Source organism: Campylobacter canis (assembly GCF_045504005.1).
Lineage (GTDB): Bacteria > Campylobacterota > Campylobacteria > Campylobacterales > Campylobacteraceae > Campylobacter_A > Campylobacter_A canis.
Map to the genome: position 1 here is coordinate 60841 of NZ_JBJJXH010000005.1, position 25911 is coordinate 86751.

30 protein-coding genes are annotated in these 25911 nt (G+C 34.2%); 19 read left to right on the top strand and 11 right to left on the bottom strand.

Annotated elements, in window-relative coordinates:
- Positions 1–17 precede the first annotated feature (17 nt).
- The 4 genes from ACHJH3_RS06215 to ACHJH3_RS06230 all read left to right on the top strand — a co-directional run bounded on the left by ACHJH3_RS06215 (position 18) and on the right by ACHJH3_RS06230 (position 1933).
- Entirely contained in the window at positions 18–296 is a 279-nt protein-coding gene (locus ACHJH3_RS06215) for a hypothetical protein (RefSeq protein ID WP_407064049.1), read from the top strand.
- 203 nt (positions 297–499) lie between these two features.
- Positions 500–850 (top strand): hypothetical protein, encoded by a 351-nt coding sequence (locus ACHJH3_RS06220; protein WP_407064050.1) that lies wholly within the window; start codon positions 500–502, stop codon positions 848–850.
- Positions 847–1419 (top strand): lytic transglycosylase domain-containing protein, encoded by a 573-nt coding sequence (locus ACHJH3_RS06225; RefSeq protein WP_407064051.1) that lies wholly within the window; start codon positions 847–849, stop codon positions 1417–1419. Before ACHJH3_RS06220 ends, ACHJH3_RS06225 begins: the two co-directional genes overlap by 4 nt.
- Before the next feature lies 1 nt (position 1420).
- Entirely contained in the window at positions 1421–1933 is a 513-nt protein-coding gene (locus ACHJH3_RS06230; RefSeq protein ID WP_407064052.1) for a hypothetical protein, read from the top strand.
- 32 nt (positions 1934–1965) lie between these two features.
- Here ACHJH3_RS06230 and ACHJH3_RS06235 read toward each other — a convergent pair whose 3' ends face one another.
- Entirely contained in the window at positions 1966–3615 is a 1650-nt protein-coding gene (locus ACHJH3_RS06235) for a helix-turn-helix domain-containing protein (RefSeq protein ID WP_407064053.1), read from the bottom strand.
- A gap of 191 nt (positions 3616–3806) precedes the next feature.
- Here ACHJH3_RS06235 and ACHJH3_RS06240 point away from each other — a divergent pair, with 191 nt between their 5' ends.
- The 11 genes from ACHJH3_RS06240 to ACHJH3_RS06290 all read left to right on the top strand — a co-directional run bounded on the left by ACHJH3_RS06240 (position 3807) and on the right by ACHJH3_RS06290 (position 15993).
- The gene (locus ACHJH3_RS06240) at positions 3807–4700 is read left to right on the top strand and encodes a hypothetical protein (RefSeq protein ID WP_407064054.1); all 894 of its coding nucleotides are present in this window, start codon (positions 3807–3809) and stop codon (positions 4698–4700) included.
- 3 nt (positions 4701–4703) lie between these two features.
- Entirely contained in the window at positions 4704–5243 is a 540-nt protein-coding gene (locus ACHJH3_RS06245) for a crossover junction endodeoxyribonuclease RuvC (protein ID WP_407064055.1), read from the top strand.
- Positions 5244–5765, top strand: coding sequence for a hypothetical protein (locus ACHJH3_RS06250; protein ID WP_407064056.1), 522 nt, complete (start codon positions 5244–5246; stop codon positions 5763–5765).
- 1 nt (position 5766) lies between these two features.
- On the top strand, positions 5767–6381 hold the full coding sequence (locus tag ACHJH3_RS06255) for a hypothetical protein (protein ID WP_407064057.1): 615 nt from the start codon (positions 5767–5769) through the stop codon (positions 6379–6381).
- Between the two features lie 109 nt (positions 6382–6490).
- Positions 6491–7684 (top strand): hypothetical protein, encoded by a 1194-nt coding sequence (locus ACHJH3_RS06260; RefSeq protein WP_407064058.1) that lies wholly within the window; start codon positions 6491–6493, stop codon positions 7682–7684.
- 14 nt (positions 7685–7698) lie between these two features.
- Positions 7699–9312: a single-stranded-DNA-specific exonuclease RecJ gene (gene recJ, locus ACHJH3_RS06265; protein WP_407064059.1), complete on the top strand. Its 1614-nt coding sequence runs from the start codon at positions 7699–7701 to the stop codon at positions 9310–9312.
- A gap of 68 nt (positions 9313–9380) precedes the next feature.
- Complete coding sequence (locus tag ACHJH3_RS06270; protein ID WP_407064060.1) at positions 9381–10826, top strand: DnaB-like helicase C-terminal domain-containing protein; 1446 nt, start codon at positions 9381–9383, stop codon at positions 10824–10826.
- A gap of 64 nt (positions 10827–10890) precedes the next feature.
- The gene (locus tag ACHJH3_RS06275; RefSeq protein WP_407064061.1) at positions 10891–11403 is read left to right on the top strand and encodes a hypothetical protein; all 513 of its coding nucleotides are present in this window, start codon (positions 10891–10893) and stop codon (positions 11401–11403) included.
- Between the two features lie 10 nt (positions 11404–11413).
- Positions 11414–12325, top strand: coding sequence for a hypothetical protein (locus ACHJH3_RS06280; RefSeq protein WP_407064062.1), 912 nt, complete (start codon positions 11414–11416; stop codon positions 12323–12325).
- A 1-nt stretch (position 12326) separates the two neighbouring features.
- Entirely contained in the window at positions 12327–13352 is a 1026-nt protein-coding gene (locus tag ACHJH3_RS06285; RefSeq protein WP_407064063.1) for a ParM/StbA family protein, read from the top strand.
- Between the two features lie 76 nt (positions 13353–13428).
- Positions 13429–15993, top strand: coding sequence for a type IA DNA topoisomerase (locus tag ACHJH3_RS06290; RefSeq protein WP_407064064.1), 2565 nt, complete (start codon positions 13429–13431; stop codon positions 15991–15993).
- 40 nt (positions 15994–16033) lie between these two features.
- Here ACHJH3_RS06290 and ACHJH3_RS06295 read toward each other — a convergent pair whose 3' ends face one another.
- The 4 genes from ACHJH3_RS06295 to ACHJH3_RS06310 all read right to left on the bottom strand — a co-directional run bounded on the left by ACHJH3_RS06295 (position 16034) and on the right by ACHJH3_RS06310 (position 18556).
- A complete protein-coding gene (locus tag ACHJH3_RS06295) occupies positions 16034–16366 on the bottom strand; it encodes a hypothetical protein (RefSeq protein ID WP_407064065.1) in 333 nt (110 codons plus the stop codon).
- On the bottom strand, positions 16350–17528 hold the full coding sequence (locus tag ACHJH3_RS06300) for a hypothetical protein (protein WP_407064066.1): 1179 nt from the start codon (positions 17526–17528) through the stop codon (positions 16350–16352). Before ACHJH3_RS06300 ends, ACHJH3_RS06295 begins: the two co-directional genes overlap by 17 nt.
- Positions 17529–17609: 81 nt before the next feature.
- Complete coding sequence (locus tag ACHJH3_RS06305) at positions 17610–18047, bottom strand: hypothetical protein (RefSeq protein ID WP_407064067.1); 438 nt, start codon at positions 18045–18047, stop codon at positions 17610–17612.
- Between the two features lie 32 nt (positions 18048–18079).
- Complete coding sequence (locus ACHJH3_RS06310) at positions 18080–18556, bottom strand: hypothetical protein (protein ID WP_407064068.1); 477 nt, start codon at positions 18554–18556, stop codon at positions 18080–18082.
- A gap of 154 nt (positions 18557–18710) precedes the next feature.
- Here ACHJH3_RS06310 and ACHJH3_RS06315 point away from each other — a divergent pair, with 154 nt between their 5' ends.
- Entirely contained in the window at positions 18711–19415 is a 705-nt protein-coding gene (locus ACHJH3_RS06315; protein ID WP_407064069.1) for a hypothetical protein, read from the top strand.
- A gap of 56 nt (positions 19416–19471) precedes the next feature.
- Here the strand turns inward: ACHJH3_RS06315 and ACHJH3_RS06320 are convergent, their stop codons facing one another.
- The 3 genes from ACHJH3_RS06320 to ACHJH3_RS06330 all read right to left on the bottom strand — a co-directional run bounded on the left by ACHJH3_RS06320 (position 19472) and on the right by ACHJH3_RS06330 (position 20827).
- Positions 19472–19987: a hypothetical protein gene (locus ACHJH3_RS06320; protein ID WP_407064070.1), complete on the bottom strand. Its 516-nt coding sequence runs from the start codon at positions 19985–19987 to the stop codon at positions 19472–19474.
- Positions 19988–20308: 321 nt separating this feature from the next.
- On the bottom strand, positions 20309–20533 hold the full coding sequence (locus ACHJH3_RS06325; RefSeq protein ID WP_407064071.1) for a hypothetical protein: 225 nt from the start codon (positions 20531–20533) through the stop codon (positions 20309–20311).
- A 36-nt stretch (positions 20534–20569) separates the two neighbouring features.
- Positions 20570–20827 carry a hypothetical protein gene (locus tag ACHJH3_RS06330; protein WP_407064072.1) on the bottom strand — a complete coding sequence of 86 codons (258 nt, stop codon included), beginning with the start codon at positions 20825–20827 and terminating at the stop codon, positions 20570–20572.
- A gap of 276 nt (positions 20828–21103) precedes the next feature.
- Between ACHJH3_RS06330 and ACHJH3_RS06335 the strand changes: the two genes are divergently transcribed.
- Together ACHJH3_RS06335 and ACHJH3_RS06340 are read left to right on the top strand one after the other, a co-directional pair.
- The gene (locus tag ACHJH3_RS06335) at positions 21104–22087 is read left to right on the top strand and encodes a tyrosine-type recombinase/integrase (protein ID WP_407064073.1); all 984 of its coding nucleotides are present in this window, start codon (positions 21104–21106) and stop codon (positions 22085–22087) included.
- Between the two features lie 341 nt (positions 22088–22428).
- Complete coding sequence (locus tag ACHJH3_RS06340) at positions 22429–23064, top strand: hypothetical protein (RefSeq protein WP_407064074.1); 636 nt, start codon at positions 22429–22431, stop codon at positions 23062–23064.
- A 26-nt stretch (positions 23065–23090) separates the two neighbouring features.
- Here ACHJH3_RS06340 and ACHJH3_RS06345 read toward each other — a convergent pair whose 3' ends face one another.
- The gene (locus ACHJH3_RS06345) at positions 23091–23477 is read right to left on the bottom strand and encodes a hypothetical protein (protein WP_407064075.1); all 387 of its coding nucleotides are present in this window, start codon (positions 23475–23477) and stop codon (positions 23091–23093) included.
- A gap of 107 nt (positions 23478–23584) precedes the next feature.
- A complete protein-coding gene (locus ACHJH3_RS06350) occupies positions 23585–23971 on the bottom strand; it encodes a hypothetical protein (protein WP_407064076.1) in 387 nt (128 codons plus the stop codon).
- A gap of 135 nt (positions 23972–24106) precedes the next feature.
- On the opposite strand from ACHJH3_RS06350, the gene ACHJH3_RS06355 reads away from it, so the two are divergent.
- Positions 24107–25510, top strand: a complete 1404-nt coding sequence (locus ACHJH3_RS06355; protein WP_407064077.1) for a UvrD-helicase domain-containing protein — start codon at positions 24107–24109, stop codon at positions 25508–25510.
- Between the two features lie 74 nt (positions 25511–25584).
- Here the strand turns inward: ACHJH3_RS06355 and ACHJH3_RS06360 are convergent, their stop codons facing one another.
- A complete protein-coding gene (locus ACHJH3_RS06360) occupies positions 25585–25893 on the bottom strand; it encodes a hypothetical protein (protein ID WP_407064078.1) in 309 nt (102 codons plus the stop codon).
- Between the last annotated feature and the right edge of the window lie 18 nt (positions 25894–25911).

The following is a 25911-nucleotide window of genomic DNA, read 5'->3' on the forward strand; positions in this document are numbered from 1 at the left end:
TTTTAAAGGAGCATAAAATGGCGAAGTTCAAAAATGACACTTCTTGCAAAAAAGACAGTGTTATCATTTCTGTCGAAGGCATAGACAGATCAGTTAAGGTTGTTGCAAGAGCAGCTAAACATGCATTAATTGGAGTAGGTGACACTCTGTATCTGGTTAATGCCGCTCACTGCAAAATTGCAGAGGGCTTAAGCTCTATTAGCAAAAAAGTTGATGAGCTAATGGCTGCGGGGATCGAAATGGGTAAAATCAAAAAAACCCTCTCCAAGCCTAAAAAGCTAGGAGGTCGATCCTAACAACAAAAATAAGCGTAAAGAAATTGTTAAATACATTAAAATCTTTACGCTTCTTACCTTTTAGGTATTCAAAATTTAGCTTTTAAAACAATGAATAAGCTTGTATTTTTTTGCTATATTCTAAGCATTAAATTTATATAATTATTTTGTAATATTAAATAGCTTTTGGTATAATATCGCAATAGAGTTGTGGAGGTTCTATTTTGAAAAAAATAATTTTATTTTTTATAGCTGCTTTAACTTTATATGCACATGGCGTTACAAACGCTAAAAAGCATGACGGCTACATAAATGCGCCATTTCTACAGATAAAAGAGGATTTTGTAGTAAACGTTCAAGACATCTCTCTTAAGAACAAAGATAAGCTTTCCGATTGTATCTTAGCAGACAAAAATAAGTTATATTTAGTTTGTAGCTCAAAATCCTTAAAAACGTATTATATAGAGCTTGTCGAGGCAGTATATCAAGATAATGCGGTTTTGATACAAAAACCATATATTACGGCAATTGAATTTTCTATAAATTTTAACCCTTATAAAAAGGGGACTAAATGAAATTTGTAAAAATATTTGCTTGTTTAGCACTTTTCTTACAGCTTGGATTTGGGGCTGAATTTAAAATAGACAATCTACCGAAAAATTACTACAAGTATGACAAAGAATTCAAAAAGGCTTCAAAAGAGTACAACATTCCACTTGTCTTATTAAAATCAATAGCTTTAACTGAAAATTCAAAAATGACACCTCAGACTACAGGCTACAACACCAACAAAACAACCGACTATGGCTTAATGCAAATCAACAGCATTTGGTTAAAAGCGTTTAATCTTTCTGAAGATGACATAGTTGATCCTCAAACAAATATCAATATTGCAGCCAAAATTTTGCGGGACATAATAAATAAGCACGGCTACTCATGGGATTCTGTCGGAAGGTACCACTCTGCAACCAAAGATAAGAAGGCAAAGTGGACCAAAAAAGTTAAAAAGTCTATGAGTGCCATCTTAAAAATGGACAAGACGATAGGAGCTCCTCAGTTGGCTAAAGATGCTTTGGCGGTTGCAGCAGATACTGCGCGTCGCAAAGTTGTTATGATAGATATACAAGAATACAAGGCAAACTAAGATGTCAACGCAACCACAACAAAATATCACCGTTTTAACTCATAGAAGTAGAATAAAACGTCTTTTTGACGAAGTTGCTTCAGATAATGAATTTGTTTTTGGCAATGTGAAGTGTCTTTCTAACGAGCAACTATTTTTTAAGCAAATAGACAAGCACGCTATGGATATTTTACTTATGCGAGTAAGCCGCATGCCAAACACTCTCATATTAAACGGCAAGGGCATGCGTAAAATACTTCAAAGCATAGATCGCAAAAAACCTGAAATTTTATGCATTGATTCTTTTAAAAAAGAAGCCTCGGGGATGTTTACAGCACCATTCTTAATAGATGATAATTTGATTGAGTGTCTTCATGGGCAACAAAAATTTTACTTAGACACTTCTATATTTAATTCGTTTTTTCTATATCAGCCAACAGTAAATTCCAGCTGTATGTTAATTATTCAAGAAGATTTGAATGTGTGTTTATTAAAAAGAACACATTTTTGCGCTGTCTGTGGAATTAGAATTTAGTTGTCTTGATCAACAACTAAATTCATTTTAAATTAGCAAGCAGCCAATATTTGCTCTTTTTCGTCCGTACTCCAGTATTTATCATGGTTATTTAAAAAGTCGCAATACTCTTTTTTAGTATATAGCTCACCCTCGTTTTTGCTAGGCAACCATTTGCGCTTAATGGCTATCAATGTAACAAATTTTTTAGGTCTATTAGTTAATATACACATCTCTTTTTGAGTATACTCATCTTTTTTGTTTAAAAGCTTTACTATATTATCAATTGCTTTTTGCCTTTCCTCAAAGAATGCGTCTATATCCTTACGCATAATAACCTTTTTATTCCCACGTTTTGTAAGCTTAATAACTCCATCTTTAATCATGTTTCGCAAATAGTTGGTTGATATGCCAAATGTGTTTGCAAAATCATAGTGGGAATAAAACGGCTTTTTGTCATCTATATATTTTTCTTGGTCCAGTCTGATATAAGGAGTAAATCCTTTATAATCTCCCTCAAGCTCGACCGAGTATGCGTTACAAACCGGATCGTACAAGGCTCCTTTAATCTCTTGGTTCATTACCATTGTTTTAGCCTTGTTATAATTCATGTTATTATTTCTCGCCCATTGCGTTAACTCTATACGCTCAGGTCCGGAATTAAATGTTTTATCTATGCAATCCGGGTTTATCTTTTTGTTGTACAAGATTACAAAAATGTTCCTTGTTACATTATCTTGTCCGGCATTATCCAGCTTTCCTGCATAAAAATCATTTAACAAAGAAAAGTATGTTTTTCTTGAGTGTTTGTCTGCAAAATCCTTAAGGCTAACTCTAGGAAGCTCCACAATCTCTTCCGGAGTCATTATTTTACCGTCTTGACGTGCTTCTCCGCCATATTTTTCTTCTATCTCGTCTATATCTATATTACTTACAAAAATATCATGACTAAACACTCCGGAGTCAAAGAAAACGTCATATAAAGAGGCTGATGTTATATACCTCTCTTTTTTAAAGACCTCTACCTTTAAAACACCTTCGTCAATCATTCTGTTAACGGTAAGCTCTCTCTTGTTAAGCAGCCTACAAGCCTCGTCTATAGATATAAGCTTTTTTCTTGCACAAGCAAGTCGCACATCTCTAACGGAGTTTTTCTTTTTGTTAATGTATCTAATAAGCTCGTCTTTGGTTACATATAAGAAGCTTGATCCGGTTCCGTATTTAATAACGCTAATTTCTTTTTTTGGATTTATTATATATCTTAATTGACTCTCGTTTAACCCTAGAATTTTTGCTACTTCTTTAAGTTGAATATCTTGGGGCTCTGCTATTGTACTTTTTATTTGATACATGTCATCAGATATCAAAACAGTGATTTTTCCGCTTACTTTATCTTTAAATGTATTTTTTATCTTTCCTTTTAAATAATATCCTGCGTACATGGCGGAATAATCCAACCCAAGTTCTGCTGCATATTTGGCTAAAGTTATTCTGTTTGGATTTTTTAACATATCAATTTCTGCCTGCAATTCAGGAGAGATAGTTGTATCCCCATCTTTATCTGGAACTAAAATTGATACCGCTTTAGTAACACTATCAACTATTACTCCCGGAATTTCATTATTATCCAATAAGCGTACCAACACTTCTCTGCTTACAATATTGTGCATTTTCATGTATTGTGCTGTGGATATTCTAACCATTTTCCTATCCTTGTTATATATGATTTGTATTTATGGCATATTTCTTACAATCTAATTATTACATATTTTTGCTTAAAAAACAAATTTTGCTTTTTATAGACATTCGCTCTGTCTTTGTTGAAACATTATACCTAAGAAAAAATACGATATAATTATAAAATTAAAAAAATAAAAATAAAAAGGAAAGTAATATGCTGCATAAAATCATACTATTATCTTTAATAAGCACATTTGCTTTATCTAACCAAGATTTTAACCCATTTGACTCAAATCAATCCGATGTTATTGAAATAGAAGCTACCGAAGCAGTTAAGGATCAGTCTGCAACCATTGAGTCTTACAAAGCCCAACAAAGAAAAAATGAAGATGAAATTTTACAAGTCATCAAAAACAGCAAAACCAAAAGCTTTGAGGAAATATTACCCGAAGGAATCTTAGAGGGTTATAAAAAGGAGCCTGAGACATCTTCTTTAAAAAAACCTCCGATACAAGTTTCTAAGCCGGAACTTGAAGCCCCTCAAAATACACAAATAGACCCTGTCCCTCAAAATCATCAAGATTCATTACACTCCAGCCCTAAATCTCAAGAATTACCAGCTCCTATTTTACATAAGGTAGATGGAATTAAATATTATAAAGACCTTGAACCATACTCTATATTCAATCATGATCAAGCAGAATTCTCTAAAATCGTTGCAGAGCTTAAACTTCCCGACATAACTCTACAAAACCTCAAAAACAGATATGACTCCATAAACGCCGTAGTTTTAAACGCTATAGCTTATGATTATGCGGAAAAAAATGCACCGGTGGCAGAGGGCTTCTATAGGGAATTTAGTAAATTTAAAATGAGTTATGTTCATCAAAAATTAAGATACGCCGATTTTATGATTAGAACGGGTCGTCCTCAAGCAGCTTTGGATCTACTATCTGAAACGCCGTGTTACGCGCATATAAAATATTCAAAAATATGCTATTACTATGTAGGATTGTCTCAATACCTATTAACGGGTAACAATAGAAATTCGGCTTTAAATAGTGCAAGAAGCCACATTAAAAAAGCTCAAGAAATTTGGGGGCAATAATCTATGAAAACAACGGCATATAATCGAAATTATGATGCTAGAATTTTTATGGGAATAGATCAGTCTTTAACTCATACAGGTGTTTGTATTATATCCCACACTCCCACTTCAACGGATATTTTATATGCCAAGGGTATTAAGGTAAGCAGCGACGAGAGTGTGGAAAGACGTATATATGGTATTGTTTCTGTTATTAAAAACACAATCTTAGAATTTGGAGTAGATTTTGTTGGACTTGAGGGGCTAGCCTATAATATGTCCGGCACAAACAACGCCAGAATATTGGGAGGTCTGTTTTTCTGCATTTTAAATGCTCTAATATCGCTTAATGTACCTTATGATATATATGCACCAAAAAGTATCAAAAAATTTGCTACCGGGAACGGAGGAGCTAAAAAGAACGAGGTTGTAGACGCCCTAGATACCGAGGATGCAAAAACACTTTCAGATATAAGCCGAATAAAGATAAGCTCTCAAAAATTTCAAGATATTGCAGATAGTTTTTGGGTATGTAAACAGCTAATTGCCACAAAAGGAGTATAAGTGCATAAAATGATATTAAGTTTGGCTTTTTTGGGCTTTTTTTCAGCATTAAACGCCCAAGAGCAGTACATTGCCGAAACAAATGCAACAAAAGTAAAGATGTATAATGAGCTTGAAGCCGAAGTGGAAAAGATGAAGGATGAAGCTAAACGTTTTAGATCTTCATGCATTGCAGATCCGGCAAACGATTTTAATGTCTGTGAAAGTAGGTATGAGCAGCTTATGCTAGATATCCACGACTACCATTCACACGAATTTGATTATATAAGATATATGGGAGAGGCTGATAATTCGCCAAAATACAAACAAGCAACCCCTCAAGAGAGGGAACTTGAAGATCTTTTAGGGGCTTGTTTAACAAAAAATTCTACTAAAGACAAAGAGTGTATCCAATTTTTTAATAATGCAGATCCTGTCAAATTCAAAGAGTTTATCGAGAGTATTCCTGAATATAAAATTGACTACGACTCAATTCCGGATGAACCTCTTGCGCCAAATCAACATAGAAAACAAGGATTTTGACATGAAAACAAATTTAATCCTTTCTAGTTTGCTAATTGCAGGCAACCTAATGGCTTTTGAGGCTTGTGGCAACCATTTTGATATTGATCAACAAATAGACGTTTCTGTGCTTGAAAACTGGTCTGATAAAAGCAGATATGGAGTCGATACTATTCAATATACAAAAGAGCTAAATGGACATAAATGCACTATTTTTTTAGATAACGACAAGAAAATTAAACGCATATACAAAACCTTAACAACTCCTAATGCGGCGATATTTCCGCAAACAATTGATGGAGGGTTGGATTTTCAAAAGGGCTATATTGAAGGCTTTAGCGCTGATGTTGATAGCAAAAAGAAGAATAAGCCTTATGTGTTTACGTCCTACCTCTCTTTTTTTGATATGTTAAACAAAGGCTCTAACGGGATTTTAAGAAATCAGGCTGAATACGCCACTCCAGATAATAGTCAAATAGCATATCTTTCAACGAAATGTGAGACACATGGAGAATGTTTGTTGAGTGTTAATTTGGTATCCGGCTCTTACTTTAACCAAAATGACTTAAACAGCAAACTGTTTCGTAGTAAGATGTTAAGGGAGCTTGATCTTATAGACCTTTCAAAATACGAATAATCCAAACTTTTTGCTATGTTTTTTAATTTAATAGCAAGCTCTTTTTTAGAAATATTTAAGCATTAATATCATATAATATTTTTGTAGAAATATATTGAAAGGAGCTCCTATGACAAGATACACAAAACTCGGCAATATAAAAATTGCTAAACGCGTTAATGGACAGGTTGTTTTTGACAAATACTTTACTTTAACCCAGACATATAAAGATGGAGAAAATTTCGTTCCGTTTGAAGGTGCCGAGGAAAAATACCTATCTCTTAAGGTTAGACTTCCGTTTGTTACCGATTTATCGCAGTCTTTTATAACTTCTGCGATCAGATTTATAACAATAAACGGCATAAAATATCTTGCTAAAGAGATTGATGGAGAAGTTTATGCCTTCTTGTTGGAAAATAACGAACAGACCTATCCTAGCATCATAAACTTAGGTTCTGTAGAAAAATACGGATTTTTACAACTCACTCAAAGACCTCTTTTAAATCTTTTTGTTATGAATAATGATGAAAGCGATTTTGTAGGCGGTAAAATGGGGATTTTTATGTTTAAAACAAACTCCATTAACAGTTTTATTGAAATATCAAACACCCTGGAGGCTATTAAAGGGGTTAATCCTGAAGTTTTACGCTTTATGTCTTTTACTTTAGAGATGGGAACAAAAAATTCAGCAGTTGCCGAAAACGGTGAAGTATCTTACGCTAGACTTCTTCCTCCATCCTTGCAGGATGTGGCAAGAGCTCAAAGGTATCACGATCAAAACGAGGCTGTACGCGTATATTTGGCAAATATGGAAAAAAATATACTAGAAAGTATGAAAGAGGGGATTAGTAAGGCTATATCCGCTCAACAAGCATCTCAAATGTTTGGTTCAAAACTAGAGATTTTAATTGATGAAGATGACGAATTTTCTATCGATGCCGGTGTTGGTGTTACAGAACGTGCTAAAGAGGCAAAAAGACAGATAAAAGAGATGGCTGAACGCGAACCAAACAAAGTAACGGCAAAAGATGTTATTGCAAAAAACAAATCCGAAGAGCCACAATTTAAGCCTGCTAATCATGCGCCTAAAAATGGTACCAATATTTCAGAAGCGGACGCTTTTGCCAAAGAATTAAACAAGGAATTCCCGGCAATACCTATGAATATGATAGCTAATTTATGGCACAATTTTGGTCCTGCAAAAACAACAGATATGGTAAAAAGATCTAATAACAAACTTCCTGAGTTAGTTAAAATTATCTCCCAAAGCCCTGTTGTAAGAACAAAAGAAGATTTTGAGTTGAGCCATAAAGCGGTTTCGTAAAATAAAGGGATAATATGTCTTCATCTAATAGTTTAATTGATAGATTAAGAGAAAAACTAGAAAAACAAACGGAGAGCAGGGGGCTTTTTGCTTTGAAGGACATTCCACACCCTTTTAGCTTTAAGAACAACCAAAAAGCGGCTAAGCGTATAATAGAAAATATTTGTGCCGGCAAAAAAATGTTAATTATTGGTGATTATGATGCCGACGGTATTATGGCAACAACAATATTGATGGAGTTTTTTGAAGAGCTCGGGTTTGGTCCTATGGTAGACTATCGCATACCATCTAGATTAAAAGACGGCTATGGCTTAAATAAGAATTTAATAGATTATGCACTAGATAATGGCTTTGATTTTTGCCTTACCGTTGACAATGGAATAGCCGCAACTCAGGCAATCGATTATGCAAATGAAAAAGGAATCGAGGTTATCATAACAGACCATCACACCCCTCCGGCTGTTTTACCCAATACAGGCATTATAGTAAATCCAAGATGCGATGAAAACTTAGAATTTCAGCATATCTCCGGAGCAACCGTTGCTTGGTATTTGGCTTATGCTATACAACTAGAACTTGGCACTAACATAAAAATGGCTGAGTATCTGGATTACGTTGCAATAACAATTGTTTCGGATGTAATGCCGCTTGTTAATATTAATGTACCTATGTTAAATTATGGTATTGAGTTAATTAAAAAACAAAAAAGACCCCTTTACAAGTTACTTTGGAATAATTTTACTCTACCTGTTTTGGATAGTATTGCAATAGCGTTTTCTTTAGTCCCTATGATCAACGCCGTAGGTAGAATAGATGATGCAAATAAGGCTGTAGCTCTGTTTTTAGAAAAAGATAACGCAAAGATATACAAACAATTTTTGTGGCTTAAGGCGACAAATGAAACTCGTAAAGAGATGTCCAGGAAGTATCTAAAAGAGGCTTTGGATAGTTTAGGTGAAATAGATTTGTCCAAAAAGGCGATAGTTGTTAAAAGTAACCAGTTTCACGAAGGTTTAGTCGGTATTATAGCCGGCAAGCTAGCAGAAAGATATCATAAACCGGCTTACGTTTTAACATACTCTACTGAAAAGAGGCTATATAAAGGATCTGGAAGAAGTAGCGGAAGCATACACCTGTATGATTTAACCAATCGGGCTAACTCTGTTTTAGCCGGCTTTGGCGGGCACTCCGGAGCGGTTGGCTTGGCTGTGACAAAAGAAAATTTTGACGAATTTGAAAGAATTGTTCAAGAGGCGGCTTCTAAATTTCAAGATCACGAATTTTTGGACAACAATAAAGAGCCTATAGAGATTGAGTTGCATGAAATCAACGAAGACGTAATGAATTTAATAGATAAATTCATGCCTTATGGTGCCTGCAATCCTCAGCCTATTTTTTCAACCAAGGCAAATGTTCAAGTTGCGCAAGAACTTAAGGGCGGCTTACACTATAAATGTGCCGTTAACGACGCTCAAAGAAGTTTTACCGGCTTATTTTTCAATGTAGAGTCCGAAAAGTTTTTAGCTGATATAAATTGCGATAAAGTAGACATTCGCTTTACGCTAAGTAAAAACTATAATTTACAGCTAAACACTTTCAGTACAGAACTTTTATGTGAGATAATATAACTCTCACATTTAAGCTATATTAAGATAAAATATATTATAATATTTTCTTACAAATAAAGTGAGGTATTATGTCATTTATAGAAAAAAATAGTATTGATTATGAAAAGTTAATTTGTTCACTACTTTACAACGACGAATTAAACTTCAATACTTACAACATAACTTCTGATATGTTTAAAAATGAGATATATCGCAATTATATTTTATACCTGGAAGAGCATAGAAACAAAGCAAGGACTCGTGATATTAACGCTCAATATGCCAAAAGAATAAAAAATCCTAATATTTTTACTTCTAGCCTTGATCTTTCTAAAATACTTGATTTGATGACCGTACAAGATGTTGTAGAAAATTTCTTTAAAATAGGTCTGTGCAACGCATTTAGTAAAAAAATTAACGAGCTTGATAGCTCTTTAGCTTCTCAAGACTGCTCTTATGCCCTAAATCAAACTCTAGACTCAATGAAAGAAATGGTCTCTTCTTTACGAACCAATGATGACGTAGGCTTTCCGGACAATCCTTTTGACGATTTTTTGACCTCATACTACGATATCATTGAATCAAGAGAGCGATTTTATGCAGATGACATACCAATAATAGGGATTAAATCGGGTTTTGCCGAGTTAGACTCTATGATACATGGATTTAGACCTGGACAATTTGTTGTAATAGGCGGACGTCCCGGTATGGGTAAAACATCTTTTGCTTTGGATATAGCGGTCGATGCGATTATGAATGATAAAGCAGTCTTGATATTCTCACTTGAGATGCCAAAAAAGGATCTTGTTGCTAGATTGTTACCCAAGATACACTCATCGCTCACATTAAACAACACTCTTTTGGGTGAGAATCACGAAACTCACTCAATGACTGTTAAACACGCAGTTGAAAAATTAAGAGATAAGTCTTGTTACATTGTTGATTTTGCAGACAAAATTCCTTTAACGGCAAGCAACATGCTAAAAACCGCCGAAAAATTTATTCGCACTTACGGGCAACTTGATCTTGTTATTGTAGACTATATTCAAATTATGCCAAGTGAGCTAAGAACATCCGACGAAAACACTAAAATTACGGACAACTCTGCAAAGCTTATGATGGCGTCAAAGCAAACAAACTCAACATGGATAATACTATCTCAACTAAATAGAGAGCTTGAAAAGAGAGTTAATAAAAAACCGACTACCGCCGACCTTAGGGGTTCAGGCTCATTGGAGCAGGACGGAGACATCATTCTTTTTCCATATAGAGAAGCAGAATATATCAAACAAGAGATTGAAGTTCAAATGAAAAAAAATCCAAAGTCGGAAATTTTAGCGGACACATATCACGCTCTCATGACTAACGAGGTAGAAAGAGCTGAAATTATAGTAGCAAAAAATCGCAACGGAGCGGTTGGATCAGCTCCCGTTATGTGGTATAAAAAAATGGCTTCTTATAGACCGTTTGAGCATACTGAAATAAACGATTTTAAACCTGAATACGGCAACGGAAGTGACTATGAATTCGAGTAATTCACGACCGACTAAAAAAATAAGATATAATCATAAAAATAAACACAAATTGGAGGTACTTAATATGAACAAAATTCTTATAGCCTTAAGCGTGGCTGCTTTATTTGCGTTTGGATCTCCCGGAATATCCTTTCAAAGTAACGGAGCCCTTACACAAAATCAACAAAAACAAAGCGCCGTTAAAGATGAAAGCTTTGCACAAATCGGTTGGCATAGTTATCAAGATATGGTAGCTCAAATAAACGCTCAAAAATATACCAAACCGGTTCTTTTAGTGGTAGCTCAAACAACCTGCCAACATTGCGTAAAATCTATAAAAGATATGCAGTCCGATAAGAAATTTATAGATTTTATCAACGCAAACTACCATCCCGTTCTTGTGTATCAAGATAAGGAGCAAATTGACTACGCTTTTGCCACAAATTTCGTCCCGGCTTTCTTTGTGCTGGACCCGGCAACAGGAAGGTCGCTTACTCCTCAGCCTGTAAAAGGGGCTGTTTTGGTATCAGAACTACATGATTACCTAGAAAGGCTTAAAGAAGCTTACGATTTTTATATACAGCAAATAAAAAAGTAGGATGACGGCTATGAAAAAACTAATAACATCTCTTGCACTATCATGCGTTGTGGCAAGCGGTATTTATGCTGTAGATGTGGACGCTAAACAAGATCAAGATATTGCAATGTTAAAGGCTGCCGTTGCAAAGCTTGTTACTAAATTCGGCGAGCTTGATGGCAAAGTAGATATTTTAATTATTAAAAACGGCGAAATTGAATCTGCATTGCAACAATACAAGATGCAAAGACCTACAAAACACAATTATTATGAGAAAAAACAAGAAGACGTAAAACAAAAACTTGAAGTTCAAATTCAGCCGGTTGAGACTAGGCAAGAGCCTCAGGTTGAATATGTTTCAACAGTAACAGATAATCAAGCTTTGCATAAAGACGAGGTTGTGGCTACAACAGGAGAGAGACTTGTGATAAATCCAAAAACCGGTCGCCTTGCTATAGCTCTTACCGAGAGTCAAGTAAAGGCTTTGGTGGACAATGAAATATCTCTTGAACAACTTAAGGAAGATAAAGCCTCCAATGTATCTCATAAAGAAGAAAAGTTCGACATAAAAGCCGCAATTGTTACAGATGGACTTGTTTTAACAACTCCAAACAACAATTATCCTGAGCAAAAATATGACGCAAGGCGCATCTATGAGATTAAAGGCACCAAATACAAGGAAAAAGATGTTTTTGCCTCTTATATCAGCCTGTTAAAGCCAAAGGAATTTAAGATACTATCAAGACCCTATATACAGGTATATGATAGACCTATAGAGCCAATTTACGGCTCTAATTACTTAGGTAAGTTAGTAAGAAATACTGTTGTGATCATAGACAAAGTTACTAAACCTGGCTGGTTGCACGCTCAAGGATATGGCTGGATTAGAGGACACGAGATTACAAATATGAGCGTTAATGATATATTAAAGGAGGCTAAATAATATGGGAAAAATTATTTTTGCACAAGATACTGGCTATGGAACCGATAAATATGCCTATCGTAATGCACAAGGAAAAATTAAGCTGGGAAAGGTAAATTCTGCTATCGCAGAAGCTCCCGATGAGTCGCTTGACACTCCTTTGTTTGAAAAGAAAAGATATTATTTGGGCGATATTGCACTACTATCAGAATCTAAAAATATTTTAAACGTTATCGACTATAAAGATCATGAGAAATTTGCTCCTCTTTCTTTATGGCATGCGCTTCAAGTAAGCAATGTAGACGATAAAGATGTTGGCATGTATAGCCTTGGACTCTCTTTGGCACAAAAACAGCACGCCAAAGAATTCATGAAAAGAATGGCAAGCTTTAATGTTGATAAAGTGAATTATAAACTTCAAAATCGTATGATGCTTTTCCCTCAAGCTGTGGGCGCAAAATACGCAATAGATGAACTTCACTATAAAGACGCTCCAGATGACGATAAAAACTACGCCATTGTAGATATTGGACAATTAACGGTAGATCTTGTTACTGTCTTTAAGGGCAAGACACGCGAAGAAAACGCCAGCGGTATGGCACATCTTGGCATTGTTAAAATTACTCAAGATTTAGAAGAGTACATCGCTTCTAATCAGGATATGGATAATGCTGTAATATCTATGAAAGAAGCACAAGAAATACTGCTAAGCAACAAATTTATAAGATATGGCGAAACCTTTGATTTGACTGGGATTATAGACAAATTTAAAAAAGAGTATACAAAATATCTGCTTACAAATTTAGCTGATCGCCATAAAAATATATTCCAAAAAATCGCAAAAATATATCTTATCGGCGGCGGCGTTTACTATCTTGACAAAGATGAAATGGCTAATTTTAAAGGTTTTCCGGTTAAGTCTCTTAAAATTCCTGAAGAGTGCGAATACTACAATGCAATGGGTAACTTATTGGGTGCAGAAAAGGCTATCATGGAAGGCAAATTCCCCAATATCGACTTTTCAGAGTTTAACCAGCCAAGCAACTAACAACTACAAAAAATCGGATGGCAAGACCTCCGATTTTCCTATCTTTTACAAACTTAATTTTTCTATGGAGTAAAAAATGTCTAAATATGATACGGTTTTTTTGTGTGAGAAAGATTCCCAAGTCCAAGTTCTTTCTACGGTTTTAAAAGCCAAATACACTAAAAAATGGTCCCCAGCCTATAACGATCAAACAAAAACCGCTATAGTGCCATTAAAAGGACATCTACTTAAAAATTTAGATCCTCAAGAGTATGATCCTATGCTCGGCAAATTTGGCGAACACTCTATTTATGTCTTTCCAGATCAACAAAGATTAAAGCCTGCACCAAATACCGTTGAGTTGCTTAATACTGCAATTAGACATCTACAATCGGCAAATAAAATCATTATCGCAACCGACTGTGATAATGAGGGCGCAGCTATTGCAATGAATGTAATCCGAAAAGCTAGATGTGAGAATAAAATAGAGCGCATGATTTCTCTAGCTTCTACTCACGAGACAGAGGTAAAAAAAGCCATTAATGAACCAAATGATATAGATTATATAAAAATGGCTGACGCCGCAAATGCACGATCTTTTATAGATTGGGCTGAAGGCATGAGCTTTTCAAGAGCGCTTACTTATTATCTGGGAGCCGGTGAGACCAAATTTAACTTCGGAGGAGTAAAAACTCCTATTATATATATTGTTGTACAAAGAGACTTGGCTTTTGAAAACCATCAGGCTTCATATTACTATACCGCCTCAGGGCAGATGAGAAGAGGGAATGATCTTATAGATGTTGTCCTTAAAAGAAAATATATAAACGACAAAGACCAGGAAGTTTGGACTGAAGAGTTTGAGACAGAGGAGCAAATTTTAAAAGCTTTGGGCATACTGGCAAACAGCAAACTAAGAATAGAGAAGGTGACTAGAAAACAATCCAAAAACTCACCACCAAAGCTATATAATCTTTCAGAGCTTCAAATAGATATGTTCAACAAACACAATATAGACATCACAAATACTATGGCTATAGCCCAAAAACTTTATGATTATCCGGTATCAATCCAAACATATCCAAGAACCGATACTCCATATCTAAAGGAGGCTGAGTATGCAGATGTTAAGCCTATCTTAATCAAGCTAGCAAAGCATCAGGTTGTTGATCCAAATATAGTAAGAAATATACTTCAGAGCACTATACCTAAGCGAAAAACTACCTTTAAAGATGAAGAAGTTGTTGCTCATGGAGCGATTGTGCCTACTCTAAGCGGAGATTTAAGTGAGTGGCTGGGACAGCTTAGCGACGCAGAAAAGATGTGTTTTACATTAGTTTCCAAGCGATATACAGCAAATTTTATGCAAGACTATGAGTATATTCAGGTTAACGGCAATACAACTGATATTGATGGCTTTGCTCTGTTTTTTTCTGAGCAGGTTCCTGTTAGTGCAGGCTGGAAAGAGATATACAGCCCTGATGCTGTAGAAAGAATTAGAGATTATTCTCCTATGATTCCGGATAACTTAAAAGCCGGAGATGAAGTGTCTTTAGAGACTATGGAACACAAAAGAGTTAAAACAAAACCAAAGCCACGTTTTACAGAGGCAACCCTGCTTGCAGCAACTTCCAAGGTGGCAAATTTATTTCCGGATAGTGAAGAGATTAAAACATATTTGGGAGAGCATGGAATAGGTACCGAATCAACACGTTCGATTATCATACATCAACTTTTTGATGAGGAGTTTAACAAAGGCGAGCCTTGGCTTGTATATAACGGAAAGCAGGTTATATCAACCCCTAAGGCAAGAAATTTTATTGCCATGCTTCCTGAAGATCTTGTCTCTCCTATAAAAAGAGCCTTTTTCTCTAAAGAACTTAAAGATGTCGAAAAAGGAGTTAAGAGTTACGACGGGGTTGTAGATATGTATCGCACCTCTGTTCAAGATACTATTGAGCTAATTAAAAGAACGGGACAACAAAGAGGTATTTCTCCGGGAGGGCGAAAATTTGCTTCGCAAGAGCCATCTGAAGCTCTTGGAGCCTGCCCTCAATGCCAAAGCGGAACGATACACGACAGAGGCAAAATATATATGTGCTCAAATGCAAAAATTATAAACGATGGCGGAGTTTTTACAAACGAAGGCTGTAACTATCGAATATTTAAAGGCATTCTTCAAAGATTTGGCAAAAAAGAAGTTACTCAAAGAGAGGTAAAAGAGCTGCTTAAAAAGGGCTCGGTGGAAGTTACTTTAAAAAACAGCAAAGGCTCTTATAAGGCAAAACTCATTCCAAATATGGAATATGGAGTAGGGGTCGATTTTAGTAATGCCTCCTCTACGCCTAAAAACTACAAAAATATAGGTGTTTGTCCTCTTTGCGGCGGTCAGGTATTGATAAAAGAAAAAGTTTATGAATGCGAAAACAAAAAGGTTACTCAAGAGGACGGGCAATGGGTTAATAAGGGAAGTTGCTCATACTGCATTTTTAAAAGCTCTTTGCAGAAATTTGGCAAACCTAGCCTCTCTGATAGTGAAGTAAGAAATTTGTTAAAAAATGGAAGCGTTAAAGTTGATTTGGTATCAAATAAAACTAGAAAAGCTTTTTCCGCAACTTTATACACCGATGATCAATACGGAGTAAGAATATCGTTTGATTAAAATTTACTTCCTATAAGGAAGTTCTAGGTTGAGTTTTGTCTCAACCTAGAAAAAATTTAATTCCGGTAGGCTGATAAGTATCTATCAAGTTTTTAAGCCAGTTTAGCTTCACCTGATTAATATCTTTATCGTTTAAAATCTCAGCCACTCCAAATTTCTCTTTTATAGCAGCCTCGATTACCTCCCTGTGCTTACTGTAGATATAGCGAAAATGGATAAGTTCATCCAAATTTCCTGTATATCTTATATACAGAGTGCTTTCTACAATAGCGATGGGTGACAGTTTATCTAAAACCTCAATCCCCATCTTTTTAAGATAAGTGTCCAGCTCTTGCCAGACACCTATCAACTCCTCTTTAAGAAGCATCTTCATGGAACTCCTCCTCTTCCTCTTCTTGTGCAGCACTAATGCTAATTGTCTGCCTCAAAGAGTGCTTTAACCTATATCCTAAAGCCTCAACCTGATCGTTTAACTCCTCGGAATCAAACTTTATATCAAGGCTGTTGATGTAAGTATCTAGGAGGTTTCTTTCGGCAAGTGCCTTTATAACGTCGCCTTTTTTATTTTTACGACTTTGCAACTGCCAAAATCCACTCACTTTTAAACCAACGTTTAAGTTAGCTCCCGGGATAAGCATTTTATATCCGGGTTTAAGCTCATCTTCTTCGTTGGCTTCTCTTGAGAGCACCTCATGCCCCGCAGCTTTAAGCAGATTTGTTTTTTCTGCAACCAACTGCTGTGCCCACTCTAAAACCCGCAACTCGTCTTGCAAGTTTTGAGGGTTAAAAGCTCTCGCTTCACACTGATCTATAAAAGGGCAGTGTAAGCAATGAGAACCCGGGGTGAAAGCTGGCTTGTTTTTATCGTTGATTACGTACAAATAGTTTGTAAATTCATTGATAAAACACTCTTCCAATACTTTTAAATACCTCTTTGAGTATCTAGCTTCATAGCACTTACTCATTCTAAGGTTAAATCTTTTGAAGATTACCGGCAACCCCGTCTCTCTGTATGCTAAAAAAGCATACAAAAGAGCCTCCGTGTCGTCTTTGTCGTTAAAGGCGGCAGAGGTTTTTAGTTCAATCACTACTGCGTGTTGAGCTTCGACCAAATCTCCATCCTCATCTTCAAAGGTGATATCCTTATATCCAAAAATATCGAACCTGCCTGTTATGGCAAAGTCTTCCGCTACTTCCGGCAAAGGAATTGTAACAGCCTTTTCTATCTCATAGAAAGGCAACTCCTCATCGGTTTCCTCATCTGTTACAACAAGATCGGAAACCAAATCTCTTACTTTTAACAAGCCTTTCATTGTTTCCATGACGCTTGCTACAAGTGTTGGGCTATATTTTGTTGTAATAGCCCCTATAGGCGCGTTTGTTAAATACGCCTCAGCTAATTCATGGGCAAGTGTGCCCACTTTCGCTTCGTTTCCCAAAACACTGCGTTTTGCAGAACGAAAGTCATTTTGGAGTAAATACCCCCATAGCCTACACTTTTCGTAAGGCATATATTTGCTCTTAGAAAGAACCATTTTAATCTCCTTTAAAAAATTTACTACTCATAAAAATATGAATAGCTTAATATTAGGGTTATAGCAAAAAATCTCCTTTAATTATTTTCTCCTGCACTCTTTTTGTTTTATAAGATATTTATCTCTTTGCTGTCTTGAAAAACATATATCTTCATCCATTAGAGATATTAAGACATCGTAAGCATGGCATATATTAGAGCTAACTCCCGCAAATAAAAAATAAGCAGCCTTTTTACAATCAGGATCAACTCCAAGACCTCTAGCAAAAATATCGCCTAAATAACCGACCCCCTGAAAATCGCCCTTTACAAACATAAGCAAAAAAGAGTCTCCAGCTAGTTCAAATTTTTTGTCGTTATACGCTTTGATTGAGTCTTCAAGGCTTAAAGCTTGTGTTTGCGGATTTATTGTTTTGCCGAATTTTTGAGCGTCTCTTATGAAATCCGATGCGGTAGCAGGTAGCCACAAAGAGGCTGTTACAAGGGCTATAAATAGTATCTTTTTATTTAATTTATTCATCTTTACCTCCACACAAAACAAATTTTATGTTTTTATAGATCTATCTTTTTTTCTTTTTCCTTTTTTAGAACCGAAAAGAGATCTACAAGCTTAACGGTCTTTGCTTTGCTTGTTTTTTCAACAAATTCTCCATCGCTTTGTATCTTTTTTAACTTAGATTCTGTTTTTTCTTTAATCATGTTTATCGTATTATTTACGTCAAATGTAACTAAAAACCAATCTTTTGTTTTTTGGAATGCTTTACTATTAACAATCTTTGGTGATCTTAGGACATACCAGGATATAATATATAAAACAAAAGTAAGAACTAGAACCTTAAATGTGCTAGTTAATATCCACAATCCAAATTTAACAAGCCATAGCTCTCCTGATGTAAGTCCAATCAAAAAACAAAACAGAACCAGAAGCGAAAAAGATGCCGCTATAATCTTAATAAGCAAATTAGTTAATTTGTTTTCCAACAACACATTAAACGTATAAGCCATTGTTTGAAATGGATTAGTAAACATGTAAAAACCTCCTCAAAATTTATATATTAATTATATCATAGCTCCTAAAACACATCCGATAATAAGCCCAATAGTATCGATATTTTTATTTTATTTTAAGAATTAGAATAATATAATGATTATGTTATATAAAAATTACAAATAGGAGGTAAATATGACCATATTTACAAAAAATGGACTTAAGGTTATTCTGGCTGCAATCAGCCTTATGAGTTTAACAAATTCTGCTTTAGCATCGGACAGCTCTAGCGACAAATGGCGCGACTTTTTTATAGGAGCCTCGGTAGAGAAATATAGCACCAGCTCAAAAGTTTTGGACTCTATGAGAGTAGATCAGTTGATGCCAAACGGAACTCCGATTCATTTAGAGTTGGGTTGGTATGTTGTTCCAAGCTATCAAAGAATGGGTGCAAAAGTGTGGTTTGACCTATATTCTGATTCTAAACGCAATAGCGAAAAGGGCGTTGGGTTACATGGAGTGGGTGAGTGGAGGATTATGCAAAGTCTACCAATTAATTTTTACTTTGGTGGTGGAGCGTATTTTGCAAGACAATCAAATAACGGAAAGACATTTGTAGTTGACAATCCAAAAAGTGCATCAGGCTTTATACTTGGTGGTGGCAGTGGTGGCAAAGGAAATGTCACTATGAATAAAAACAGCACCATCATTGGACTTGATGTTATGACCGGTTTTAGTGTTAATTTCACTGAGTCTTTCTTTGGTGATCTTGGCTATGTCGGAAAATATAGAAGAGCGAATTTTGGCTATACCATTAATGGACTACCAAACACTCAAACAAACATCAGTGAAGATACTTTCGATCACTCCGTAAGACTTGGTCTGGGCTTTAGATTTTAAGTAAAATCCTAAAAGGATTAATTTTGAAGACAGTTTTTAGGCTGTCTTCAAAAATTTTAAATATGTAGATAGTTTAGGGCTTTGGCAAGCTCTAGCATAGAGATTTCGTTTATTTCAATTTTGTTGAATAAACTCAAAGCACTATGCGATTTATCCCTCCATTCCACATCAAGCTCGTCTACTATATCACCGCGGTCTTCAAGAATAAGATTTGGGATAAACGATTTTAACCTCTCTTTTTTATCCTCAAAATCCTCCTTATCATCCCATTCGATACTAAAGCCATCACAGAACATCAGAAGAGTTGCTGACTTGCCCGTTGCTGCGTTGAAAAATACCATTGTATCAACATATAGCTCAGCGGTTTCAACCCACTCATCTACATACAATACGTTGGTTATTTTTGTTGGTTTTCCACCGCACCTATCCTCAACCTTTTTTTGCAAATCTGGTGAAGTGATTTTGTAAAAAGCATCCACTCTGATTTGCTCTTCAATTAGTTGCTTTGCTTTTTTTGCAAGCCCTAAAGCGTCGCTTGACAAAACCTCTAATTTCTTAATATTTTCGCACATATTATGCTCCTTTAAAAAATTTTTAACCATGTAAAACATAGTTAATTAAAAGTGGTTATAGCAAAAAATAAAGGGTCTACTGATGACGGATTTCAAATCGCTCAGCTCCATATCCATCTGTAAAGCAATAAGGCACATTAGCTTTTTATCAAATTTGTTTTTGCAACTTTTAGTGAATTTTTATAATTTTTTAGCAAGATATTTTGAATTTTTATCATCTTTTTGCAGGTTTTATTGAATTATTCGCAACTTTTATTGAATTTTAGTATGATAGGACGCACGCTATATGCATATAAAATAGTCTTTACTTATGATAGCCGATCATTCATTTTTAAGCTCTTCTTCCACCTTTTTGTGTTGTTCTATTATTTTCTTATGGCTCAAATAACCCGTAATAAATATATACATCAAACCAATCAAGGCTATTGTTAAAAAAATTACATTTTCCTTGCTATTTATATTCATAACAATAGCCAAAACAAATAAAATCGGAGTTGTAACGATAGATATCTTTAAAAGCTTCATATCTTTTAACATTTGTTCCATATTGTTGCTCCTTTTTAATGTTTTTATATGTAGTAATCAAAATTCCTCCATCAGCTTGGCATTTATCTCCTTTAGGGAGTTTTTGATTATGGTATTTATCTCATCTGACTTATCAACCCTATTTGCTAGATCAAGTATAATATTATATAGAGTTATATTTTCTTTTGAAAACCTAGAGCAATCTAAACCCATGTTGACATATTGTTCTATTGCTTCTCCAAGCTCTTTTGGACTTTTAAACGCTCCAAGCTTATCTAACAAGCTATCAGATATTTCTATTTTCTTTAATGCCATTTTTTATCCTTTTATTGTAGTTTAAAAACAATTTTAATATAAAACCATATTTAATACATCATTATATTTAATTTTTTAAAAATAATCAATCATTTATAGGCATTATTTGATATAAGAATTTATTTTTATGGTATTTTCAATAATTATGATACAATACTTAAAAATATTTACATAATAATTTATTAAAATAGGGCGTTTATTTTTTTCTGCCCTTGTATTTCATTGAAAATAAAGATTTACATAATAGATTGTTATGTAAATAAAAAAGGAAATTTAATGCAAAGCAATAAAAAAATGGATTTTGCAGACGAAATGTCTATGTATAGAGATAACTTTATATCATACAATAATATAGCGGATAAATCTATTAATACAATTAACACATACAAAAACTGTCTTGATAGCTTTGTAGAGTTTTGCTATGAAAATAATGATGAATTAAGTTTTAAAACCTTACAGCAAAAAGATATAACTAACTATTTTATCTACTTAGATAATCTTTATAAGAAAAAACAACATAATACTACGCAAAACAAGAAAAAATCAATATCAACCTCTACTAAGGCTCATTATATAACCATATTAAAGATTTTCTTTAAATATATCACAAATAATAACCATAACTTCATAGATTTAGAGAAAATACTAAGTACTTATAAAATTACAAAGAAAAAGCAACATAAGTTTGAAAATTTTATGACAAGAGAAGAAAGAGATAAAATTTTGCTATTTTTGGCTCAAGCTCTCAATAAAAACAAAAATTTCAAGAACATGAGAAATAGCTTGTTAATAAAGCTTATGTTGCAAAGTGGTCTTAGAATAAGTGAGGCACTTAGCTTAAAATTTAGCGATTTTTCCAAAAGTGATGATGGTGAGTTTTACGATATTACCATACTAGCCAAAGGAGGGGAGTATCAAACAGCCTTTATAGCGTCTGATCTTATCGACCGGGAACTGCACTTTTTATTCTCATCAAAAATAGGGGACTATATATTTACAAATGGAGTTAACGACACTCCTATAACTAGGCAAAATGCTTATGAATTGCTGGCAAGAATTTATAGAAAATGCGGAATAGTCGGTAAGCGAGGTTGCCATATTTTACGACACTCATTTGCTATGAATTTTGTTGAAAAGAACACAAATTTAGGCATAATTCAAAAGGCACTTAGACATAAAAAAATACAAACTACAATGATATATGCAGACCCTACAAGTGAGATGGTGAAGAAAGAGATGAAGAGGATAGCCTCAGTATAGTTAAGCTTTATTAAGAATAAATATTATATAATTGTTTTTATGTTAATTGTTTTGGTAATTATACGTTTTTTGTCCTAGCTTTTTTAAAAGGAAATTTATTAAGCCATAGGGTATAACATAAGAAATTAATTGAAAAGCAAAATTTTCAATACTAAAACATACAAACCCATTTTTTAGGGCTTTAAGATATAGGCAGAAATTTAGCGATATATTTTGTATAATTACATAAAATATTTAAAGGTCAAGCAGGGTCAAGAAGCTATAAATTTGATAAAAATTTAGACAAAAATAAAATATTGCCACCAAAAGAATGTTTGGTGGAAGTAAAAAGGTTAAATAGCATGAATTTTTTTGGAGTCGTTTTAGTTTTAGTTGTTTTTGGAATGTTTGTTGAAATATTCATATTAAAAAAGAATCATAAAGAGATTTGGAGCTACCTAAAAGGAGTTTTTAGCACATCAAAATTATCAAGATGGCTTTCAATAGGAGCTATCCTGCTCTCATTAATCTCTGTTGCCCTATCTTACGACTACTATATGATTGCTAGGGGCTGGATACCGGTGGTTTTGTATCCATTGGTAGGAATATCGCTGTTAGGCTATGGAGCGTTTCTTTTTGTATCACCTATAAAAAAATCCGACTACATAACATACGAAGAAGAGCAAGAAATTCAAGCTAAGAAGCAAAAGATAGCTACATACACGGTTGTGTTAAGTTTACTTACTTTTTCCATGGCTATATTTTATATAAAATATAGCATTAATATTGTTTGGCATACCAATCCTAAAGATGAAAATAATGACTATGCTTACTTATTTTACCGAGGAAAAAGCTATTTTTCCATTAAGCATCCGGTTATTATTGTGACAGATAAAAATTTTAAAATTTTTAGAATTGAGTTTCAAGATGATAAGAGTAGGTATCTTAAATGCGGTTACGGAAAGTGCGAAGAAATAAAAAAGGATCCGGCTAATTAAAAACTAGCCGCCCTATTCTTTTGAATCTATTTGTTTATCTTGCACTTTTGTACTTTAGTTATAATATCGTCGTCTATAAGCTCATATACGCCCGTTCCTTGCCTCATTTTTGAAATAACACTTTTTTCTTCCTCATTTAAATTTATAGCTTCATAATTGATTTTATGCAGCAAATTAAAACCTATATCGCTTTCACCAACCTGAGAGATTGTTGCAATACATTTTATAGGAGTCCACATTTTTCCCCTCGCTTTGTCTGTCAAATTTTTGTCATAAATAAAAGCGACATCTCCCACCTTCATATTATGTTTAGGTATTTGTCTCCAGTTATCAAAGATACTGTTTTTAATAAGACGGTCTATAGCTCTACTATCCCCGGTCTTAACAATAAAGAAATTTTTATGTGAATTCATCTGTTTATAGCTCCTTTGTTTGACTAACATTAGAATATGTGTAAGTTAAATTATATCGCATTAAATAGACAAAAAGTCTTTTTTTAATATAGCCCGACGAGATTAATTTATAAAACAAGACCTGGTTTAAAGGTAAGCTCCCCATTAAAAAGAGCCTCTTTGTCAATGCAGTTAATTAAATTTTGTAGCTTTGGATCCTGAGCCTTAGCGTTTATCAAGGTGTAGCTCTTTGCTACATTTATAAACTCCTCTTTGCTGAGTCCGTAATATTGTATTTTATTTATTTCGGCTTGTATATTAGCCGGAGTTGGACGACAGGTGGCATTACTCCAATTCGCAATCAATGACATCATAGCTTTTTTAAATATTGAGTCATTAGTGTTTTTGAGTATATCATAATACACGCAAGCCTCATTTGTCATAATCATTGCATTTTTAGACAAAATAGAGTTAAGCCTGTTCATATACTCATCAAATACTTCTACAGCAAGCATACAAACCCTTTTTTAGTTGATAAATAATTATAAAATATCATAGCTTAAATAAATATTAATCATATTATTTTATTTAAGTATATTTAAGCTAAAGTATAATATAATTATTTTATGTATAAAAATTAGGAGGTTTGCTTGATACTAACACCGGAACAGTTATGTATAGTATATTCTGATGCTGATACAATTTTCGTAGAAGCGCTAGCCGGAACCGGCAAGACAACTACGCTAAAAGAATATGCAAAAGCTCGCCCATGTGAGAAAATTCTGTATCTGGTTTTTAATAAATCTGTGAGGGCTGAATCAAAGGCTAAATTTCCTAAAAATGTTGAAGTGCATACGATTAACAGCTTTGTTTATGCAAAAATGATGAAGCTTAATACAAATCCTATTATGAATGAACTCAGTACAAGCTTTGTGATGAGATTTTTTAGATTTCAGCAGCATGAGTATGCTAGAGCTGTAAAGATCATAGAGTGTTGCAATGCTTTTGTAAATTCATCTGTTCCGTTTGAGTTATTCTTTGATTCTGACAACACCTTTATATTAGACGCTAAGAAGCTTGTATCTCAAATGTATAATGACACCGAATTTCCGATTACACATGGAATTCTTTTGAAGCGATTTGTAGATGAATTTAACTTCGCATCTTTGGATTATGACTCAGTATTGGTAGATGAAGCTCAAGATCTGAATGGGGCTATGTTTCATATTATAAATAAAATACCGGGCAAGAAAGTTTATGTTGGTGATGACCGTCAAGCAATTTACGGCTTTAGAAACACCATCAACATCTTTAGGCAAGATATAAAAGCTGAACGTTTTAAACTTACAAATAGCTATAGATTTGGACCTGTAATCGCTAATTTTGTAAACACAATGAGTGGAATTATGTACCACAAACCTCTTGGTATCAAAGGCGTTAACGAAGATGAGATTGGTGAAATTGTTTTAGATGAGCAAGAGAACATGGAAGGGCTTTATTCAGCTTATATAACAAGAACTAATGCCCATTTGTTCGATAAAGCTTTTGAGCTAATGAAAGAAGGTAAAAAGGTATCGATACCGTTTGATTGGGATTTAATAAAAGAGCTACTTCTTGATGTCTTTTATCTCTACTTCAATGTGAGAGAAAGGATTGTGACATCAACTATTAGAGCTTATCCTAGTTTTGATTATATGAAAAAGATTTCTAAGGCTGGAGGGGATATTGAACTTGCTTTTTTAATTAAAGTTGTAGAAAAATATGAGCTGGAGTTGCCCGAGAATATTATTTCACTACACAATCATTTAACCTCCCCAAAACTAGCCGATATAATACTTTTAACTGCTCACAAAGCTAAAGGGCTTGAATTTTTTAATGTGGAAATTGCCAACGACTTTGCACTCATTAAGCATGCCGAAGCAGAAGAAAAAAACCTACTTTATGTTGCTATGACAAGAGTGATTGAGAAGCTAAAACCAAATGCAGATTTGAGGAATACTTTTTTAAATTTAAGCTTGATGTCTCCCGCCGGATCTCGAGTTGTAGCCATATAAGAGCATAACATATTCCTGCCATGCCCTTTATTATTTTTTATTCAATTTTTGCATAATTATTTTTGACATTTTATTTATATTATTGGATCTTTGTTTTTATAAAGAGTTATATATAAATCATCATTTATTATCTCTTCCTTAGTTAATCCTTTAAAGGGATAATAATAAATAATTTTTCCATTATCATGCAGAGCACGCAGATATTTCTTATATGTTTTATCAATTTTAGCATTATGTCTCATGATAGATTTTTCAATAAGATATTTTGCTTTCTTTTTAGCTAATTGCTGCTCTGTTAGAGGCGTACAATCAAAAGCAGACTCATATAGCTCATCGTTATCTTTGTTTACTCTATCTATTTCTTCTTGTGGCAACCATAACATCTTTTTGTCCTTTCAAAA

Excerpts from the sequence above, each read along its gene's own strand:
- ACHJH3_RS06280 (WP_407064062.1), top strand. The coding sequence starts at position 11,414 with ATGAAAAAACTAATAACATCTCTTGCACTATCATGCGTTGTGGCAAGC.
- ACHJH3_RS06215 (WP_407064049.1), top strand. The coding sequence starts at position 18 with ATGGCGAAGTTCAAAAATGACACTTCTTGCAAAAAAGACAGTGTTATC.
- ACHJH3_RS06300 (WP_407064066.1), bottom strand. The coding sequence starts at position 17,528 with ATGGTTCTTTCTAAGAGCAAATATATGCCTTACGAAAAGTGTAGGCTA.
- ACHJH3_RS06230 (WP_407064052.1), top strand. The coding sequence starts at position 1,421 with ATGTCAACGCAACCACAACAAAATATCACCGTTTTAACTCATAGAAGT.
- ACHJH3_RS06240 (WP_407064054.1), top strand. The coding sequence starts at position 3,807 with ATGCTGCATAAAATCATACTATTATCTTTAATAAGCACATTTGCTTTA.
- ACHJH3_RS06275 (WP_407064061.1), top strand. The coding sequence starts at position 10,891 with ATGAACAAAATTCTTATAGCCTTAAGCGTGGCTGCTTTATTTGCGTTT.
- ACHJH3_RS06350 (WP_407064076.1), bottom strand. The coding sequence starts at position 23,971 with ATGCTTGCTGTAGAAGTATTTGATGAGTATATGAACAGGCTTAACTCT.
- ACHJH3_RS06270 (WP_407064060.1), top strand. The coding sequence starts at position 9,381 with ATGTCATTTATAGAAAAAAATAGTATTGATTATGAAAAGTTAATTTGT.
- recJ (WP_407064059.1), top strand. The coding sequence starts at position 7,699 with ATGTCTTCATCTAATAGTTTAATTGATAGATTAAGAGAAAAACTAGAA.
- ACHJH3_RS06320 (WP_407064070.1), bottom strand. The coding sequence starts at position 19,987 with ATGTGCGAAAATATTAAGAAATTAGAGGTTTTGTCAAGCGACGCTTTA.
- ACHJH3_RS06345 (WP_407064075.1), bottom strand. The coding sequence starts at position 23,477 with ATGAATTCACATAAAAATTTCTTTATTGTTAAGACCGGGGATAGTAGA.
- ACHJH3_RS06255 (WP_407064057.1), top strand. The coding sequence starts at position 5,767 with ATGAAAACAAATTTAATCCTTTCTAGTTTGCTAATTGCAGGCAACCTA.
- ACHJH3_RS06225 (WP_407064051.1), top strand. The coding sequence starts at position 847 with ATGAAATTTGTAAAAATATTTGCTTGTTTAGCACTTTTCTTACAGCTT.
- ACHJH3_RS06315 (WP_407064069.1), top strand. The coding sequence starts at position 18,711 with ATGACCATATTTACAAAAAATGGACTTAAGGTTATTCTGGCTGCAATC.
- ACHJH3_RS06310 (WP_407064068.1), bottom strand. The coding sequence starts at position 18,556 with ATGTTTACTAATCCATTTCAAACAATGGCTTATACGTTTAATGTGTTG.
- ACHJH3_RS06335 (WP_407064073.1), top strand. The coding sequence starts at position 21,104 with ATGCAAAGCAATAAAAAAATGGATTTTGCAGACGAAATGTCTATGTAT.
- ACHJH3_RS06235 (WP_407064053.1), bottom strand. The coding sequence starts at position 3,615 with ATGGTTAGAATATCCACAGCACAATACATGAAAATGCACAATATTGTA.
- ACHJH3_RS06260 (WP_407064058.1), top strand. The coding sequence starts at position 6,491 with ATGACAAGATACACAAAACTCGGCAATATAAAAATTGCTAAACGCGTT.
- ACHJH3_RS06340 (WP_407064074.1), top strand. The coding sequence starts at position 22,429 with ATGAATTTTTTTGGAGTCGTTTTAGTTTTAGTTGTTTTTGGAATGTTT.
- ACHJH3_RS06360 (WP_407064078.1), bottom strand. The coding sequence starts at position 25,893 with ATGTTATGGTTGCCACAAGAAGAAATAGATAGAGTAAACAAAGATAAC.
- ACHJH3_RS06290 (WP_407064064.1), top strand. The coding sequence starts at position 13,429 with ATGTCTAAATATGATACGGTTTTTTTGTGTGAGAAAGATTCCCAAGTC.
- ACHJH3_RS06325 (WP_407064071.1), bottom strand. The coding sequence starts at position 20,533 with ATGGAACAAATGTTAAAAGATATGAAGCTTTTAAAGATATCTATCGTT.
- ACHJH3_RS06295 (WP_407064065.1), bottom strand. The coding sequence starts at position 16,366 with ATGAAGATGCTTCTTAAAGAGGAGTTGATAGGTGTCTGGCAAGAGCTG.
- ACHJH3_RS06330 (WP_407064072.1), bottom strand. The coding sequence starts at position 20,827 with ATGGCATTAAAGAAAATAGAAATATCTGATAGCTTGTTAGATAAGCTT.
- ACHJH3_RS06305 (WP_407064067.1), bottom strand. The coding sequence starts at position 18,047 with ATGAATAAATTAAATAAAAAGATACTATTTATAGCCCTTGTAACAGCC.
- ACHJH3_RS06245 (WP_407064055.1), top strand. The coding sequence starts at position 4,704 with ATGAAAACAACGGCATATAATCGAAATTATGATGCTAGAATTTTTATG.
- ACHJH3_RS06285 (WP_407064063.1), top strand. The coding sequence starts at position 12,327 with ATGGGAAAAATTATTTTTGCACAAGATACTGGCTATGGAACCGATAAA.